Origin of the sequence: Inediibacterium massiliense (genome assembly GCF_001282725.1) — a bacterium.
Taxonomy (GTDB): Bacteria; Bacillota; Clostridia; order Peptostreptococcales; family Thermotaleaceae; genus Anaerophilus; species Anaerophilus massiliensis.
Map to the genome: position 1 here is coordinate 866413 of NZ_LN876587.1, position 18298 is coordinate 884710.

Sequence of the window (18298 nt, forward strand, 5' to 3'; positions counted from 1 at the left end):
TTTTTAAAATAAATATGATACGATCATTCATGATAAGGGGGTGAGAAGATGACGATTCATAAGCGTTTAACGCAAATGAGTAGATCATCAGGATGAGCGGCAAAAATTGGTCCTGAGACCTTGGCACAAGTTTTGTGTCACTTACCAAAAGTAGAAGACAAGAATCTTTTAATAGGGTTAGAGACTTCAGATGATGCAGCAGTATATAAGATTAGTGAAGATTTAGCTATTATACAGAGTTTGGATTTTTTTACTCCAATAGTAGATGATCCTTATATGTTTGGACAAATTGCAGCAGCAAATTCTTTAAGTGATATATATGCAATGGGGGGTACGCCTTTACTTGCTATGAATATAGTTTGTTTTCCAACTTGTGTATCTATGGATGTTTTGACACAGATACTAAAAGGAGGAGCAGATAAGGTGAAACAAGCAGGAGCATTATTAGTAGGAGGACATAGTGTCGATGACAATGAACCTAAATATGGTCTTTCTGTAACTGGAATTGTATCTCCTAATAAAGTAATGGGAAATCATACATCAAAACCAGGAGATTTATTGATTCTTACCAAACCTTTAGGAACTGGAATTTTAAATACAGCTATAAAAGCAGAAATGCTTTCAAAAGAATTAATGGATTATACTATGAAAGTCATGGCTAGCCTAAATAATTGGGCGGCAGAAGGAATGAAAAAAGTAGGAGCAAATTCGTGTACAGATATAACAGGTTTTGGATTTTTAGGACATGCCTATGAAATGGCAAAAGCTAGTGGTGTTACTTTATATATTGATAGTGATAAAGTCCCTCTTTTAAAGGGGACTATAGAAAATGCACAGATGGGATTAGTTCCTGCAGGAGCATATAAAAATGCAGCTTATATCCATGATTCTGTATTTTTTGAAAAAAATGTACCAACGTATATGCAAGATATTTTGTTTGATCCTCAAACTTCAGGAGGATTATTGATATCATTACCAAAAGAGAATGCAAAAAAATTAGAAGAATTTTATACAGAAAATTTACCTACTGAATTTGCTATTGTAGGAGAAGTAAAGACTAAGGAAGATAAATATATAAAAATAAGATAAAGTACTTCACATTGAAGTACTTTATCTTATTTTTATTTGTTATATTTTATAGAAAAAGCAATAGGATCTATCTTATTTTTTTGTTCATATTCTTTAGTCATTGTAAAAACCATAGGACCTAAAGCGGTGAGTGCAATTAAGTTAGGAATGGCCATAAGACCATTTAAAGCATCAGATAAATTCCATACTAATTCTAATTTTATGATACAGCCTACAAAACAGGCAAAAATCCAAAACCATTTGTAAATTTCAATAGCTTTGACACCAGCTATATATTCAAGACATTTAGCACCATAATAATACCAACCTAATATAGTGGAGAAAGCAAAAAAAATTAATCCAAAAGAAATGGTAAAAGCACCTATCTGCGGAAGAGATGTATTAAAAGCAATGGTAGTTAAAGCAGCACCAGAAAGATTATTAGATATTGTCATAAGACCATTATTGTCTATAGAAATCAGACCAGAGACTAAAATAACTAAAGCTGTCATAGTACATATGACTAACGTAGCGAAAAAACATCCCAATGAACTAATAAGACCTTCTTTGATAGGATTATTATTTTTAGATGCAGCATGTATAATAGGAGCGCTTCCAAGGCCTGCTTCATTTGAGAATATTCCTCTTGCTACCCCCATACGTAAGACAGATCCGATAAATCCTCCACTGACAGCTTTCCCTGTAAAAGCATTAGAAAAAATCATAAAAAAAGCCTTTGGAATCATATGATGTTGATTGATTAATATGATCAATGAGCCAAGAATGTATATGATGCCCATAGCAGGAACAATTTTATCTGTGATTTTTGCAATACTTTGAATTCCACCTATAATAACGATTCCGGCAGCAATGGATAAAATAATTCCGCATATGTAAGGAGATAAGCCTATAGAAGTCTGTAAAGAAGATGCAACGGAGTTTGCTTGAACCAAATTACCAGTACCAAAAGAAGCAAAAAATCCAAATACAGCAAATAACCATCCAAGCCAATGCCAGTCCCCTCCATATTTGTGATGCATTCCTATATTTGCATAATACATAGGACCTCCAGATTTTTCACCTTTTTCATTGGTGATTCTGTATTTGATTGCAAGAAAGGCTTCGCTAAATTTTGTAGCTCCCCCGATAGCTGCTGTGATCCACATCCAAAAAATAGAACCTGGACCCCCTATAGAGATAGCAGTAGCAACACCTGCAATATTGCCTGTACCAATAGTAGCAGCTAAAGATGTCATAAGTGCTTGAAAAGAAGAGATATCCCCATCCTCCTTATCTTCTCTTGAAAACAGCATTTTAAAAGCATATCCTAGCTTTCTAAACTGAATGGCTCGTGTTCCTATAGTAAGGAAAATACCTGTTCCAACTAGGAGAATAATCATAATGGGACCCCATACAAAGTTGCGAATTATTAGGATTAAGCCATTGATGGCTTCCATATAAAAAACCTCCTTTTCTTTATGTTTTTCATATATTTACAAGTATACAACAAAGAAGAAATTAGTTCAATGAATGTTCTTAAAATTTTAAAATTTACAAATAAACAGAAAATTAAAGAAACTATATCAAAAAAAGACAAAAAAGATAAAGCTTTCAAGATGAAGCTTTATCTTTTAAGAAATAAAAGCGTTTAAATAAGACATATATAGAAAAATTTAAACTTTTCAACTGAGTTGTTTTTGTTTTTTTTCATATTCTTTTGTCATACGAAAGATCATAGGACTAAGTCCAATGAGTGCAACTAAGTTTGGAATAGCCATTAAGCCATTAAATGCATCTGATAAATCCCATACAAGATTTAATTTTGCAATACAACCTATAAAGCATAATAAAACCCAAAACCATTTATAAACTTCTACAGCTTTAATACCAGCAATATATTCTAAACATTTAGATCCATAATAATACCATCCTAATATTGTAGAAAAAGCGAAAAATATTAATCCAAAAGATACGATAAAAGCTCCAAAACCAGGAAGAGACTGACTAAAAGCAGTAGTGGTTAGAGATGCTCCTGTAAGATTATCTTGAACAACCATAAGGCCATCTTTTCCAATATTAACAAGTCCAGATACTAAGATCACCAAAGCAGTCATAGTACAGACTAATATTGTATCTAAAAAAGATCCTAAAGACCCTATAATACCTTGCCGAATAGGATCGTTTGTAGTAGATGCTGCATGAGCAATAGGAGCACTTCCAAGTCCTGCTTCATTTGAGAATACACCTCTTGCAACTCCCATACGAATGACTGTCCCTACTAATCCTCCACCTACAGCACTTCCAGTAAAAGCATTTGAAAAAATTAAAGAAAAAGCTGTAGGAATCATAGAAGCTTTTGTAAATAATATGATTAAAGCACCAATTACATAAATAATAGACATAGTAGGAACCATCTTTTCTGTAACACTTCCTATACTTTTGATTCCTCCTATAATTACTAATGCAGTACATACTGCAATAATGATTCCAGATACAAAATAAGGTAATCCTAATGAAGTATTTAGAGAAGATGCAACTGAATTGGCTTGAACCATATTTCCAATACCAAAAGAAGCTACCACTCCAAAGAAAGCAAATATCCATCCAAGCCATTTCCAATTCCCACCATATTGATCTTCCATACCCATGCTTGCATAATACATAGGACCTCCAGATTTTTCACCTTTTTCATTTGTAATTCTATATTTAATGGCAAGTACAGCTTCGCCATATTTTGTAGCACCACCTACAGCTGCAGTGACCCACATCCAAAAAATAGAACCAGGACCTCCTACAGATATGGCTGTTGCAACTCCAGCAATATTACCAGTTCCTATAGTTGCAGCCAAAGAAGTCATGAGTGCTTGAAAAGCTGAAATATCTCCATCGTCACATTCATCTTTTGAAAAAAGAAGCTTAAAGGCAGTTCCTAATTTTCTAAATTGAATAATTCTTGTTCCTACAGTAAGAATAAAACCAGTACCTACTAATAGTACAATCATGATAGGTCCCCAGGCAAAGTTAGCAATTGCACTAATAAGATGAGCGATTGATTCCATACTATAACCTCCTTTTAAAAATAATATAATACCCCTTAATATTATTATAAAAGAATTTTTAAATTTAAGCAATGAATTTTCAGAAAAATTAAAAAAATCTGAAAATAAGTTTGAAAAATATATATAAAATCAAAGATAAATATTTTCAAATAATATGTTATAATTTTAAATAACTATAGACAATAATGAAAATTGTGGATTTATCTAGATTTTTATTAAGTACATAATCTTTTATGTATGATAAAAAATGGAGGCGTTTTTATGTCTACGAAAAAAGAAATGCTTGCATCGATTCCTAAAGTAGATCAATTGTTAAGCAAAATAAAAATTCAGAATCTGTTGCAAAAAGAATCAAGAAATATTATTGTTGAAAGTATTAGAGAGGTTTTAGATGAGATTCGAATAGAGATATTAAAGTGTGAGGATCATCTCAAAAGTTTTCATATAGATGATGAAATATTGCAAGACAGAATTATTCAAAAAGTAAAAGAAAAAAATAAAATGAATCTAAAAAAAGTAGTGAATGCAACAGGAGTTGTACTGCATACTAATTTAGGTAGAGCACTGCTAAGTTCATCTATCAAAGAAGAGGTATGGGAGATTGCTTCAAGTTATTCTAATTTAGAATATGATGTAAAGCTTGGGAAAAGAGGGTCAAGATATGATCATATTGAAAATTTGCTTGTAAAATTAACAAAAGCAGAATCAGCTATTGTAGTCAATAATAATGCAGCAGCTGTATTTCTTGTATTAAATACTTTAGCAAAGAACAAGGAAGTAATTGTGTCTCGTGGACAACTTGTAGAAATAGGAGGATCTTTTCGAATTCCAGATGTAATGGAACAAAGTGGAGCAAATTTAGTTGAAGTAGGAACTACGAATAAAACTCATTTGTTTGATTACGAAAAAAATATTACAGAGGATACAGCAGCTTTATTAAAAGTACATACAAGTAATTATAAAATTTTAGGTTTTACACAAGATGTAGATTTAAAAGAACTTGTGCATTTAGGTAAAAAATATCATATTCCTGTTATTGAAGATATAGGTAGTGGAACCTTGATAGATTTTTCTAAATATGGACTTTTCAAGGAACCTACTGTTTGTGAAAGTATTATAAGTGGTGCAGATATTGTAACCTTTAGTGGAGATAAATTATTAGGCGGACCACAAGCAGGAATGATCATAGGAAAAAAAGAATATATAGATAAAATGAAAAAAAATCCATATACAAGAGCTTTCAGAGTGGATAAATTGACATTAGCAGCCTTAGAAGCTACGCTAAAAATTTATCTAGATGAAGAAAAAGCTATAAAAGAAATTCCAACTCTTCATATGTTAACTATGGATATAAAAGAAATTCATAAAAAGGCAGAAATTTTATATAATCTTTTAAATGAAAATATAAAGGATTGCCAAATAGAAAAGACAGATGGATTTTCACAAGTAGGAGGAGGATCTATGCCTCTTGAGACGCTTCCAACGATTTTAATTAGAATAAAGTGCAGTGAAATTTCTTCTAATGAATTTGAATACCTTCTTAGAAGTTACGAAATACCTATTATTACAAGAATTCATGAAGATTATATTCTTTTGGATGTTCGTACCATTCATGAAGATGAATTTTTGACTATTTTAAAGGGAGTAGAAGCTGTATTGTCAAAGAGAAGAGGTGCATAAGGTGGGTCATATCATTATAGGTACAGCTGGACATATAGACCATGGAAAAACTACTTTGATCAAAGCATTAACAGGGGTAGATGCAGATCGTTTACAAGAAGAAAAAAAGAGAGGAATTACTATTGAATTAGGTTTTGCTCATTTTCATTTACCAAGTGGGAAAACAGCAGGTATAATAGATGTACCTGGACATGAAAAATTTATTAAAAATATGCTTGCAGGGGCATTGGGAATAGATATTGTATTATTGGTAATTGCTTCAGATGAAGGGTTTATGCCTCAGACTCAAGAGCATTTAGATATTCTTTCTTTATTAGAAATAAAAAAAGGTATTGTAGTTCTTACAAAAGTAGATTTGATTGATGAAGAGTGGCTAGATCTTGTAAAAGAAGAAGTAAAAGAAAAAATAAAAGGGAGTTTTCTTGAAGATGCACCGATGGTTTCCCTATCTGCTACAAAGGGAGATGGATTAGAAGATCTGATAAAAATCATAGATGAAATGACTTATACTACAGAGGCAAAAGATATGCATCTTCCTTTTAGACTTCCTATTGATAGAGTTTTTTCTATAGCAGGTTTTGGAACGGTGGTTACAGGAACACAGATGGAAGGAATCGTTCATGTTGGAGACCTTATTACATTATATCCTCAAAATATACAAGTAAGAGTAAGGAATCTCCAAGTGCATGGAAAAAATGTAGATACATCTTATGCAGGACAAAGAGTTGCTATGAATTTAGCTAATATAAAAAAGGAAGAAATTTTTAGAGGAAATGTTTTAGCACAAGTACGTTCTATGGAATCTTCTATGATGATAGATGTAAAAATGCGTTTGTTAAAGCATACAAATAGAATTCTCAAAAATAGGGATCGAGTGAGACTTTATCATGGAACAAGTGAAATACTATGTAGAATTGTTTTATTAGATAGGGAAGAATTAAATCCAGGAGAAAGCTGCTATGCTCAACTTCGATTAGAAGAAGAGATTGTAGTAAAAAGAGGAGATCATATAGTCATTCGTTTTTATTCTCCAATGGAGACCATCGGAGGAGGGATAGTTTTAGAAGCAAATCCTATGAAGCATAAAAGATTTAAACAAGATACGATTCAAAGCCTTCAAACAAAAGAAGAAGGAAAAAATGAAGTTATTTTAGAAGAAATAGTAAAAAGATTTAGCAGTCAATTTGAAAATATTGATTTTTATAAGATGCAAACTGGAATAAGCAAAGAAGAAACTTTAAATGTTATTGAGATTCTTGTGAGGGACAATATTTTAATAAAATTTGCAGAAAATATTATATTACATAGGTCTTATGTAGAGAAAATAGAAGAAAAAATGATGGATATTTTGAATGAATATCATCATAAGAATCCTTTGAAGGTGGGTATGTTAAAAGAAGAATTAAAAAATAAAATATTTAATCAAATAAAATCAAAATTATATGATGAAATGCTCCAATATTTTATAGGGAAAAAGACAATACAGCAATATGATTATTTTATTGCTCTTTATGATTTTAAAGTACAATATACAAAAGAGCAAGAAAAAATAAAAAATGAAATAGAAAAAATTTATCTGGAGAGTAGATTTAGGCCTCCTTCTATACAAGAAATATTCAAAGATATAAAAAATCAAAAACAATATGCACAAGTTTTATATGGTATGATAGATATAGGAATTTTAGTAAAAATAGATGAAAATATATGGATGCATGTCAAAAATTATCAGCAAGCTATAGAAATTACAAAAAATTACATAAAAGAAAATGGATCCATCACCCTTGGTGAATTTAGAGACCTCCTAAATACTACAAGAAAATATGCCCTACCTATTTTAGAAATTTTTGATCAGAGAAAAATTACAAAGAGAGTAGGAGAAAAAAGAGTACTATAGTAGCTACCAAGGAAGGTAGCTATTTTTATGAGGGACGCATAATAAAGCAACAACAAATATATAAAAGAGGTGTAGTGATGAGCTATAAATTATTGATTGTAGATGATGAACCCATTCTTTTAAAAGGGCTACAATATAGTTTGAAACAAGATAATTATATGATTGATACAGCCATAGATGGAGAAGAAGCTCTATGCAAAGCACTTGAGAATGAATATGATTTGATTATATTAGATCTTATGCTTCCTAAAATAGATGGTTTAGAGGTTTGTCAAAAAGTAAGACAAAATTCTATGGTTCCAATTATTATTTTAACGGCTAAGGGTGAAGATTCTAGTAAAATATTGGGATTGGAATATGGAGCAGATGATTATCTTACAAAGCCATTTAATATATTAGAATTAAAAGCTAGAATGAAAGCTATTTTAAGAAGAGTGAGTATAAAGGAACCTGTATCTTCAAATATAATAGAGATAGATGAATTTATTATTAATACTTTAGGAAGAAAGGTATTTTTGAAAAATCAGGAAATTAATTTAACAGCAAAGGAATTTGATTTATTTATACTTTTGACTATGAATCCTAATAAAGTATATAGTAGGGAAGAATTATTAGAAGTAGTTTGGGGATATGAATATTTTGGAGATTTAAGAACAGTAGATGTACATATTAGAAGACTCAGAGAAAAAATAGAGCCAAATGCTAGCAAACCAGAATATATACGGACCAAGTGGGGAGTGGGTTATTATTTTAGATCCAAGGACAAAATTCATTAGTATAAGATGGAAGCTAGTTTTTACCTATTTATTATTAAATGTCATTACCCTTTTTTTGATTAATTCTTTTGTGAGCGAAGTGATTCGATTCAATAGTATTTATGAAAAGAAAATGTATTTAATTTCTCAAGGAAAAATGATGGCTTCTCATGCTAGTACGTATCCAATTAGAAGTACTAATAAAAATGAGATTATAAATTTTATGGATCAATATAGCAAAGAATTAGGAGCAAGGATTTTAATGGTTCGTAAGGATAGAAAAGTTTTTTATGATACAAGTAAAATTTCTATCAATAAAAAAATAAGCTATTGGGAGATTGAAGAGTCTTTAAAAGGAAGAACTACTGCAAAAGAATATGCATTAAATGAAAGAAGCATACATATTGCGATACCTATTTTATTGGATAATGAAGTATATGGATCTATATTTATATCTTCTTCATTAGAAGATGTATATAAAAGTATTAAAGATATGAAAAGAAGATATTTTTATTTATCTTTATTATGTTTATCTATTACAGGATTTATTAGTTTTTTACTTGCACATGTAATTGCTACTCCTATTGAAAGATTTACAAAAAGTATCAAAAAAATGTGCCAAGGGGATCTAGAACAAAGAGTTGAAATAAGAGGAAATGATGAATTAGCAGATATGGCCCGGGCTTTTAATTTAATGAGTACAAAGCTTTTTCAAGTAGATAAACAAAGAAAAGAATTTGTTGGAAATGTTTCACATGAACTTAGAACTCCGCTAAGTGCTGTAAAACTTTTATCTGAATCTTTATTGCTTGAAGATACAGTAGATCCTCATATGTATAAAGAATTTTTAAAAGATATTGTCTCAGAGGTGGACAGGTTGAATAAGATTATCGAAAATTTATTGTCATTAGTAGATATTGATAAAGAAAAATTAGAGGTAGAATATCAACTGACTTATATGAATGATTTAATAGACAAATTAATCTATAATTTAAAACCTTTAGCCAATGAAAAAAATATCTATATATCTTTTATTCATTTTGAAAAAATACAAATAAAAATAGATCCTATTAAGATACAACAAGCTCTTACAAATATTTTATCTAATGCTATCAAATATACGAATCAAGAAGGAGTTATTAAAGTATTGCTTTACGAAGAAGAACACGAAGTAGTAATCAAAATTAAAGATAATGGGATAGGCATACCAAAAGATAGTATTCCTTATATTTTTGAAAGATTTTATAGAGTAGATAAAGCAAGGTCAAGACAAACCGGAGGAACAGGTTTAGGATTATCTATATCCAAACAAATTATTGAACTTCATCAAGGGAAGATTGAAGTAAGCAGTGAAGAACATAAAGGAACTACCTTTACCATACGATTGCCTTATAATATATGAAGAATGTAGATAGTTGCCTTGACACAAGGACATCATATGTTATAATTGAAAAGTAAATATTAAAAAATACTATTTGGGGGTAGATGGGTGCTGGTGTGCCCTCTGGTCTTCAAAACCAGTTTGAGGGGTTAATAGCTTCTTAGGTGGGTTCGATTCCCACATACTCCCGCCAATATAAGTATTAGCAGTGATTCCAATATAATTTGTTGGAGTCACTTTTTATTTTTGAAAACAATTATAACCAATATGCCCAAGTAGGTTTGTTCTAAAATAAAAATCTACGGAGGTATTGAAAATGGCTATTTCTATGAAAGGAAGAAAGAGAATTAAAACCAGTGTAAAAAGTGAACATACTTCAAATAATGAAATTACTATACGAAGATTCATTGAACTACATACTGAATTTGTTAGGGATAAAATGTTGGAAAATCTATCAGAGAAGACAATTCACGATCATAAATATTTATTTACTTTTTTACAAGATGGATTGCTCAATCTAACTGGTCTGATATAAACCAAGATGTTAAAAAAACATTATTTGTAGATTATAAAGAACACATGATATATGAGAAGAAATATGCTCCATGTACTGTAAATGTAAGGCTTAGGCCGTTAAAAGCATATATAAATTGGCTATTAAAAAATGAATATATAAAAAATAATTTTAATAATCATTTGAAGCTTGTAAAAGTACCAGAAGATAGATTAAAACCATTAAGCAAGATAGAAGTTAAAAAACTAATTAATGCGATTGGTAATACTACTTATGCAAGGTTTAGAGATTTGACAATTACTCTTTGCATCCTTGATTGTGGAATAAGAATCGGAGAATTACTTCAAACAACTATACACGATATTAATTTTAATGATGGATATCTTATTGTTAGGGCGAAAGTCAGTAAAACTAGAACAGAAAGAATATTACCTCTGTCAAGAACAACATTAGATTATTTACAAGAATTAAAAGATATAGCAATAGAACAAAGACAACAATATCTTTTTCTATCCACGGCAGGGGATAAAACTATGAAACAACAAGATATTTTTAATAATTTTAGAAAATATAAAGAAGAGGCAAGAATTGATAGTAAATGCACACCTTATGTATTACGACATACCTTTGCTACAGAGATGGTTAAAAAAGGTGTAGATATATTTACATTACAAAGAATGATGGGGCATAATAATATTGTATGTGTATTTGGATGATGATGATATAATGCAAAAGCATAAAGAGAGCAATATATTAAACCACTTTTTGTTATAGAATTGTGTTAGCAGGGGAGATACCCCTATTTTTTATTTTTGTATTTTTGTAGGTATAAAAAGATATGTGGTATACTTATTTGAAGAATGGGTTTTTATATAAAGAGCGAATTTTAGATTATCATAAACAAAAGCCACTTACAATTCATTTTGATTATCATTCTTTAGAAGAATGTTTCATGAAGATTGATGTATTAGGTCACGAAAGTCCAACGATTGCTAAGATGTATGAAGAAATGACAGATATTGATTACAGTAATATACCTATGAATATAAAAAAGTAATAGAAACTTTCTTCCAAGAGAACAAAACACATGGAATATCCGAGTTTATGACACCTTTTGTAAATGGTATGCTGAAAGAAATCAATCCTAAAAATTTTGATGACCTTATTCGTATTAGTGGCTTATCGCATGGAACGGATGTATGGTTTAATAATGCTCAAAAATTGATTAGAGAGGGAATTTGTGAATTTAGAGAAGTGATTGCTAGTAGAGATGATATTATGCTAGACCTTATTAGTAAAGGAATAGAAGAAAAAATCGCATATGAGATAACCAATAAAGTAAGAAAAGGTAAGGGGATAGACTCAAAAAAATTTCCTTTATTAAAGGAAAAGGGAGTTCAAGATTGGTATATACAATCCTGTAATAAGATTAAGTATATGTTTCCTAAAGCTCATGCGGTTGAATATACTAATAATTCTTATAAACAGGCATGGATGAAGCTACATCACTCCGAAGTATTTTATTCCGCATTCTTTACAACAAAGACTAAAGGTTTTGATTGGGAGATAGTTGGTAATACAATAGGAAGTATAGAAAAAATCTATAAAAAGCCTACCGCAGATGTAGAAAAAGAAATAGAGAAATTGAATAAATTAAAAAAAATCTATAAAAATAATAAGATGTTCATAAAAAAGATAGATGAAAAGATAAAAGAGATAGAAAGGAAAAGTGAAATTGATCTTAAAGATATTACTTACAGAATTAAATACTTAGAAAAATTAGGGATGGGGAAACATTTTAGTGATGATTCAATCACGATTGATGAGGATGATGAATTTAGAATTGATGATAAAAAACAACTACTGCTGTTACTTGCTTTAAAGGAATGTATAGAAAGAGGGGTTAAAATTAGAAGGGTAGGCATTCTTAAAAGTCATGAGACTAAGTTTATCGTTAATGATGGATGGATAATACCACCACTGGTAACATTAAAATATTTTGGAGAAAAAGGTGCAAAGAGATTTACTAAAGAAAGAGAAACCACCTCTTTTAAATCTATAGAAGATTTACAGAAAAGAAAAATCGAAGAAAACAGGAAAAATATTAAATTAGTGGATAAAAGGGTTTTAGAGCAGATGGAAAAATATAGTGATTTAAAAGAAGTATTATTGTAGGGAGATAAAAAAATTCTCTCTTTATTTTTTTGCTTTTTATGGTTATGCAAATTTGGGGAGATTACTATATTACAATAGATAATAAGTTATTTTAGAAAAAATAAAGGAATTTTATGTAAATATGTAGAAATGAATCCAAAAACATTATTAGAGTAATAGTTAATAGGGAGGGGAATTTATTTTGAAAAAATGGTTTAAAAGGAAAGAAAAAGAGAGGGATAAGGAAGTTTATAAAACTCATAAAATGTATGATATAGAAGAATTTATTTTTGATGATAAGATAAAGAAACAAGTAAGTGAAATCTTAAAAACTTATAGAGATGATTTTAAGCCGAATTTATTAAAGGAAAACAGCACTACAGATACAGCTATGCTACTACGTACTACTCCATTGATTGAAGAATTGAAATATTTTTACAATAATGATTTATGTATCGCTGTAGCAACAAGTTTTGCAGTGCTGAAAAGTACTAACTTTAATTTAAGAACCCATGCGTATTATGCTGAAAATGCGATATTTAGAATTTCAAATATATGGGAGTACTTGTTTATCATTTTAAATGAATTTTTATATACTGATTTAATTATAGGTAGAGAATTAAGGAATGAAATAATAGAAGCAAAATGTCATAATATTGATTTTGTTAAACATGGAAATGGATATAAACCAGTAATTACTCGCCTACCAGATGATATAATTGATGAGATTAAACCTACAATAAAAAATGAAAATAAACTTTTTAATATTTCATTGAAGGGTAAAAAGAATTCTTTCCTTAAAGCGTTTAAAAAAATGTATACATCAAATAAGAACTTGCAATTTATTTTAGATTTGTATGATAATAAAGATGTAAAAAAAATTATTGATTTAAGAAATAAAATTGTACATGGAAGACCTTTAGGAGCAAAGTTTTCGGTAGCATCTGTTGATATTATGCCTGCTCAGGGGGTAAACATTGATCCGCAGGGATGGTATGATTTAAAAGGATTACATGATAAACTTGAAAAAAATCTATCTGCTATTAGAACTGCTATACAAAGGACTATTGATATTATATTTACTAATGACCTATCTAATCAAAAGGTAAATGAGGGAAAATTTTTCTTTGTATATAAAGTAAAGTGCAATAATTGTTCAAAAAAATTGATGATTAATGATTTTGCTGTAGATTATTTTAAGGAAGAAAAAGAATCTATTATTTGTCCTCATTGCAGAGGAACAAATACTACTATTGGTGAAAAAGTTGAGGTTCATGACAGATATTATTTTTCAAATGTAAGAGATTATAGAGAATTTATATTAAAATATTGGGAAACTAATTAATAATTATATATCTAAATACCCAGTACTTGAGACCTTGCATAAACAGCAGGGTTTTATTTTTTAATTTATTTTTAAAGTTAAAGCATTGAAATGACTATATCACAGCTATTTTGATATTGCTTTAACATTAAAATTATAAATTTTTTACCGTTCCTTAATTTCTTTTACGTAGTAATACGTATAAAGAACAATACTTCAAAAAGGAGAATTGATTTAAGATGGATTTTTTTTTAGGAGAACAATATGAAAATACAATGCTCAGATGGGGAATAGAAATGGAAGAAAAGATAAAACAAAGACAAGAACAGAAGGATATAGAATGGTTAGCGAAGGAGGTATTATTAGAGGATGAGTACAATGATGAAATTTAAGAATTAAATTGCTATTGGATTAATTGCTACAACAGTTTTAGGTACAAATGTTGCTACAAACTTAGCTGATAATTATTCAGCAGCCGATATTCCCACAAATTTAAGTGTAAAAGAACTTACTATAGAAAGTTTTAAAGGTACTGTAAAAGTTGTAGACAGCAGATTAGAGGGAATGGTAGGAGGTGAATATAAATCATGTTCGGATTGTTTGGAGACGCTACAGGCTTAGGAAGTGATTTGGACAGTATTTTAGATAATTTATTTAATTAAAAAAATTAAAATAAAGAGAAGAAAGGATGATTTTTAATGAAGAAACTCGTTCAAAAAGAAGGAGTGAGATTTGGTGTTAGTTTAGTGGGGGGAAGAATATAGTGATGAGAGAATATGAAATATATTGTAAAAAATTCCATTATGTAATATAATTGCTTTTGATATATGATGAATATTGTAAAAAAAGAAAGGAGCGGTAATATAGTATGGAAGAAATACATGATTCTGAATTTGATAGGTCAGAACTGATTGAGTATATAAGAACATTAAGGGTAGAAGAATTTAGGAAGATGAATCTCTCATCATTTAAAATCGCCGCATTAATTATTTTTATTATTACTGTCGGGAATAAATTATTAACAATTCTATCAGATGCAAAGGTTAAAAATGATTCAGTACAAATATATATACTTGTATTTCTTTTAATATCTATAAATAATGTTTATAGAATTGGATGGTTTTCAATAAATTCACTTTTTCGTAAAAGCACAACTAGAGGTATAAGTATCAAGAAATACAGTAAATTAGATAAACAAGTATTATTATTAGGATTTGTTAATGAATTTATTCATGATATAGGGGTTTTGGGGGGAAATATTTATTTATATAAGAATATAAGTATTGCTAAAGAGATAATTGTACCTTTAGTTAATTCTTCAAAAATTATTAGTTCATCAAGTATTTTGCTAAAAATAGCTTTTATTTCATATTTTTGTTTTTTCACGGATAGTACGATATTGTTTTTAAGTAAAATACAGGTTCTGTGTAGCAATTATTTACGAAAACATGATGAGAATGAGAGGGATAGTATTGACATATTTAAAGAGAGAAGTAATGCACTTATAGAACAAATAGAATCGCAGGGGGAAAATGCTGAAAAATATAGACGGTGTTTTAATTATATGGAAAGCAAAATACCTATAATTCAAAAAGGATACTGTACGGTTGGAAGAATTCTATTTATATGTTCAGCTATTTTATTTCTGTCAATGATGTATATAGGACAGGAATTCGTGTTTCAATATGTAGATATGTTTAAAAACTGCGTATACATATTTGGTATTGTTCCTGCATTAGAACTGATTGCACTTTATATTTCAAGTAAAATAATATATTCATGGTTAGAGTGTTTTGAAAGAAAGATTTTTAGAGAGAATTTAAGAACAGATCAGATAATGAATATATTAAATAGTGAGTTTATCAATAAGGTTAATACTGAATTGTTTTATTACAGTGATAAACAACAAGCATAGTTTACCAAAAAAGCAAGGGAAAATTACCCATTGCTTGATTTATTTTTTGTTATTTATTTTTGAGAGAGAAAATTATAACATATCCATAAAATTATGTTAATATAGAAATATATGTAATATTATGAGAGGAAAAACAGGGGGGAGCTTAGGTGAGGGTTAATATTAATGCTGAAATTACAAAGATGTTAAAGTGTGATAAGTTTGATATAGATGATTTTGAGATATATGAAAGTGAGAATAAAATAATTATAAAATATGCATATAGCGATTTAGATTACATATTTAGATTTTATATACCAAATCAAAGAACAGAAATTATAGACAAGACAAGTGTGAATTTTGGACTTGGACAAAAAGTAAAAAAAGTTTACCTTTTTGAAGGAGAACTGACACCTGGTAAATATGCGAATAGTGAAAGTTTTGAGTGTAATAATTTTAAAGAAGTAAAATATGAATTGAATTTATGGAAAGACTATCTATTTGAAGAATTAAATAAACCTAAAATAAATTTAAACAATGATGATACAAATAATAATGAAAATAGAATACATGAATTGGATTTAGAGAATATTGAAAAACAGATAGATGAAAATATACCAAATGAAATGTTTTCTAATGAAGAAATAGAAGCATTAAACAATAAGTTAAATGAAGTGCAGAGCAAATTTGAAAAAGAATTGAATAGTCTTATATCAGATCAAGAAAAATTACAAGAAGAACTGAATAAGGTAAAAGAAGATTTTCAAAAACTAAAAACAGCTTCAATTATTATGACGAAAAGAAATTGGTGTAAGAAATATACCAGAAAAATCAAAGAGTTTTTTAGTGATGAGCAAAAAAGAGCAACTGCATTTAAAGTATTAAAAGGTGGAAATATTTTGTTTAAGCAATTAGGTATGGAAATACCTATGTTAGAAGAAAGTATTGAAACTATAGAAGAAATATCTGATTCTTTAGATTAAGCTAAGATAGCAGTGGGAAAATTAATTCCATGCTTGGTTTGTTTTTGTATTTTGATGAAGAAATATTTGACTTTTTAAGTTTTATTGTATAACATTGATATTAAGAGTAGACTATGCAAAAAGTTGAACATAAAAACTTTGAAACTATTGAAAATACAACAAAAAGTTATCTGAAATCAAAAAATGGTCTTCAAAACCAGTTTGAGGGGTTAATAGCTTCTTAGGTGGGTTCGATTCCCACATACTCCCGCCAATATCATAAAATTTGATCTTCATGTATAATTTGATAATATATGGAAATAATCCCTTCTAGATAGACTAGGAGGGATTTTTATGTGGAATAGAAGGCGTAAAAGAAAAAGAAAAATTCTTTTAGCATGTATCATTTTGTTTTCAATAGCATTTTTATATGGATACAAGGATAGGAAACTGAATAACAATGAAGAAAATAAACCTACCCAGTGGGGAACTAATATTTTAGAACCATCAAAAGATGAAGAAAAACAAATAACGAAGAAAAACAACAATAAAAACAATAACAACAATAATGAAGACAATGAAGAAATTCAATCTATCCCTATTGTAGAAAGTGAAAAGAAAATGACAAAACAAACCCAGATTGTATTTAATACATATTATGAAAAGACGAGAGACACAACTACAAAGAAAATTAGCTTGCCTAAAGAATGTATAGGAAGAAGCTTAGAGGATGTTAGAAATTATTTACAAGAAAAATATACAGATTGGGAAGTAAGACAATGTAATGAAGATATGGTAGAATTATATAAAGTAACAAATAAAGTGCCACCTAATTATTATATTGTAAAAGAATATAATGGATATATAAGTGTGTATCAAGTAAATGAAAAAGGTGAAAAAATTTTATTAGAGCAAACAGAGATTCCGATATCTTCTTTAAGTGAGACAGATTCACAGTATATAGAAGAGGGAATTGTAAAAAAAAGCAGAGAAGAAATTGATCAAATTTTAGAAGATTATAGTAGCTAAAATGTACTCTTTTGAGTACATTTTTGTTTGTGTATGATACAATATAAAAGATCGAATATTTGTTTGTACAAGGGAGAAAAATTTATGAGAATATTAGGTATTGATCCAGGAATTGCTATTGTAGGATATGGAGTCATAGAATATAAAGGAAATCATATGAAAACTTTAGGGTATGGAGCAATTTTAACACATGCTGATGAAGAGATGCCCCAAAGACTTAAAAAAGTCTATGATGATTTAGAGATTTTATTAGATCGGTTTAAACCAGATGTAGTGGCAATAGAAGAGTTATTTTTCAACAAAAATGTCAAAACTGCTTTAATGGTTGGACATGCTCGAGGTGTACTTATTTTAGGAGCGGCCAATAAAGGTATAGATATTTATGAATATACACCCCTACAAGTCAAACAAGGGGTGGTAGGATATGGAAGGGCAGATAAAAAGCAAGTACAACAAATGACTAAGACACTTCTTAATTTACCTAAAATACCAAAGCCTGATGATGTAGCAGATGCATTGGCTGTAGCTATTTGTCATGCTCATTCAGGAGCATTTAAAGGATTGTTTAAAATTAGATAATGGAG

17 protein-coding genes and 1 tRNA gene are annotated in these 18298 nt (G+C 29.2%); 16 read left to right on the forward strand and 2 right to left on the reverse strand.

What is annotated here, in order from left to right; genetic code table 11:
• Positions 1–48: 48 nt before the first annotated feature.
• Positions 49–1089, forward strand: a complete 1041-nt coding sequence (gene selD / locus BN2409_RS12700) for a selenide, water dikinase SelD (protein ID WP_110943119.1) — start codon at positions 49–51, stop codon at positions 1087–1089.
• Positions 1090–1121: 32 nt separating this feature from the next.
• Here selD and BN2409_RS12705 read toward each other — a convergent pair whose 3' ends face one another.
• Together BN2409_RS12705 and BN2409_RS12710 are read right to left on the reverse strand one after the other, a co-directional pair.
• Positions 1122–2468, reverse strand: a complete 1347-nt coding sequence (locus BN2409_RS12705) for an alanine/glycine:cation symporter family protein (RefSeq protein ID WP_242847963.1) — start codon at positions 2466–2468, stop codon at positions 1122–1124.
• Between the two features lie 282 nt (positions 2469–2750).
• Positions 2751–4127, reverse strand: coding sequence for an alanine/glycine:cation symporter family protein (locus BN2409_RS12710; RefSeq protein WP_053956995.1), 1377 nt, complete (start codon positions 4125–4127; stop codon positions 2751–2753).
• Between the two features lie 261 nt (positions 4128–4388).
• Between BN2409_RS12710 and selA the strand changes: the two genes are divergently transcribed.
• The 15 genes from selA (at position 4389) to ruvC (ending at position 18293) form a co-directional block, all read left to right on the forward strand.
• A complete protein-coding gene (selA, locus tag BN2409_RS12715; RefSeq protein ID WP_053956996.1) occupies positions 4389–5807 on the forward strand; it encodes an L-seryl-tRNA(Sec) selenium transferase in 1419 nt (472 codons plus the stop codon).
• 1 nt (position 5808) lies between these two features.
• Positions 5809–7701 carry a selenocysteine-specific translation elongation factor gene (gene selB, locus BN2409_RS12720; RefSeq protein WP_053956997.1) on the forward strand — a complete coding sequence of 631 codons (1893 nt, stop codon included), beginning with the start codon at positions 5809–5811 and terminating at the stop codon, positions 7699–7701.
• A gap of 77 nt (positions 7702–7778) precedes the next feature.
• A complete protein-coding gene (locus tag BN2409_RS12725) occupies positions 7779–8477 on the forward strand; it encodes a response regulator transcription factor (RefSeq protein ID WP_053956998.1) in 699 nt (232 codons plus the stop codon).
• A gap of 112 nt (positions 8478–8589) precedes the next feature.
• Complete coding sequence (locus BN2409_RS12730; RefSeq protein ID WP_242847964.1) at positions 8590–9858, forward strand: sensor histidine kinase; 1269 nt, start codon at positions 8590–8592, stop codon at positions 9856–9858.
• 75 nt (positions 9859–9933) lie between these two features.
• Positions 9934–10030 (forward strand) — tRNA-Sec (locus BN2409_RS12735).
• Between the two features lie 123 nt (positions 10031–10153).
• Complete coding sequence (locus tag BN2409_RS12740) at positions 10154–10372, forward strand: hypothetical protein (protein ID WP_053956999.1); 219 nt, start codon at positions 10154–10156, stop codon at positions 10370–10372.
• Between the two features lie 44 nt (positions 10373–10416).
• On the forward strand, positions 10417–11067 hold the full coding sequence (locus BN2409_RS12745) for a tyrosine-type recombinase/integrase (RefSeq protein ID WP_053957000.1): 651 nt from the start codon (positions 10417–10419) through the stop codon (positions 11065–11067).
• 137 nt (positions 11068–11204) lie between these two features.
• The gene (locus BN2409_RS12750; RefSeq protein WP_199873021.1) at positions 11205–11408 is read left to right on the forward strand and encodes a hypothetical protein; all 204 of its coding nucleotides are present in this window, start codon (positions 11205–11207) and stop codon (positions 11406–11408) included.
• Between the two features lie 47 nt (positions 11409–11455).
• Complete coding sequence (locus BN2409_RS12755) at positions 11456–12526, forward strand: helix-hairpin-helix domain-containing protein (protein ID WP_053957002.1); 1071 nt, start codon at positions 11456–11458, stop codon at positions 12524–12526.
• A 181-nt stretch (positions 12527–12707) separates the two neighbouring features.
• On the forward strand, positions 12708–13850 hold the full coding sequence (locus BN2409_RS12760) for a hypothetical protein (RefSeq protein WP_053957003.1): 1143 nt from the start codon (positions 12708–12710) through the stop codon (positions 13848–13850).
• A gap of 218 nt (positions 13851–14068) precedes the next feature.
• Positions 14069–14221: a hypothetical protein gene (locus tag BN2409_RS17290; RefSeq protein WP_199873022.1), complete on the forward strand. Its 153-nt coding sequence runs from the start codon at positions 14069–14071 to the stop codon at positions 14219–14221.
• A 476-nt stretch (positions 14222–14697) separates the two neighbouring features.
• Positions 14698–15744, forward strand: coding sequence for a hypothetical protein (locus BN2409_RS12765; protein WP_053957004.1), 1047 nt, complete (start codon positions 14698–14700; stop codon positions 15742–15744).
• A 149-nt stretch (positions 15745–15893) separates the two neighbouring features.
• A complete protein-coding gene (locus BN2409_RS12770; protein ID WP_053957005.1) occupies positions 15894–16706 on the forward strand; it encodes a hypothetical protein in 813 nt (270 codons plus the stop codon).
• 333 nt (positions 16707–17039) lie between these two features.
• The gene (locus BN2409_RS12775) at positions 17040–17714 is read left to right on the forward strand and encodes a BofC C-terminal domain-containing protein (protein ID WP_053957006.1); all 675 of its coding nucleotides are present in this window, start codon (positions 17040–17042) and stop codon (positions 17712–17714) included.
• Positions 17715–17798: 84 nt separating this feature from the next.
• Positions 17799–18293 carry a crossover junction endodeoxyribonuclease RuvC gene (gene ruvC / locus BN2409_RS12780; protein WP_053957007.1) on the forward strand — a complete coding sequence of 165 codons (495 nt, stop codon included), beginning with the start codon at positions 17799–17801 and terminating at the stop codon, positions 18291–18293.
• Positions 18294–18298: the final 5 nt, after the last annotated feature.

What these genes read in the sequence shown, in the direction of transcription:
- BN2409_RS12705 (WP_242847963.1), bottom strand. Translation starts at nt 2,468, where the DNA reads ATGATTATTCTCCTAGTTGGAACAGGTATTTTCCTTACTATAGGAACA.
- BN2409_RS12710 (WP_053956995.1), bottom strand. Translation starts at nt 4,127, where the DNA reads ATGGAATCAATCGCTCATCTTATTAGTGCAATTGCTAACTTTGCCTGG.
- selA (WP_053956996.1), top strand. Translation starts at nt 4,389, where the DNA reads ATGTCTACGAAAAAAGAAATGCTTGCATCGATTCCTAAAGTAGATCAA.
- BN2409_RS12725 (WP_053956998.1), top strand. Translation starts at nt 7,779, where the DNA reads ATGAGCTATAAATTATTGATTGTAGATGATGAACCCATTCTTTTAAAA.
- BN2409_RS12730 (WP_242847964.1), top strand. Translation starts at nt 8,590, where the DNA reads ATGTATTTAATTTCTCAAGGAAAAATGATGGCTTCTCATGCTAGTACG.
- BN2409_RS12740 (WP_053956999.1), top strand. Translation starts at nt 10,154, where the DNA reads ATGGCTATTTCTATGAAAGGAAGAAAGAGAATTAAAACCAGTGTAAAA.
- BN2409_RS12745 (WP_053957000.1), top strand. Translation starts at nt 10,417, where the DNA reads ATGATATATGAGAAGAAATATGCTCCATGTACTGTAAATGTAAGGCTT.
- BN2409_RS12755 (WP_053957002.1), top strand. Translation starts at nt 11,456, where the DNA reads ATGACACCTTTTGTAAATGGTATGCTGAAAGAAATCAATCCTAAAAAT.
- BN2409_RS17290 (WP_199873022.1), top strand. Translation starts at nt 14,069, where the DNA reads ATGGATTTTTTTTTAGGAGAACAATATGAAAATACAATGCTCAGATGG.
- BN2409_RS12765 (WP_053957004.1), top strand. Translation starts at nt 14,698, where the DNA reads ATGGAAGAAATACATGATTCTGAATTTGATAGGTCAGAACTGATTGAG.
- BN2409_RS12775 (WP_053957006.1), top strand. Translation starts at nt 17,040, where the DNA reads ATGTGGAATAGAAGGCGTAAAAGAAAAAGAAAAATTCTTTTAGCATGT.
- ruvC (WP_053957007.1), top strand. Translation starts at nt 17,799, where the DNA reads ATGAGAATATTAGGTATTGATCCAGGAATTGCTATTGTAGGATATGGA.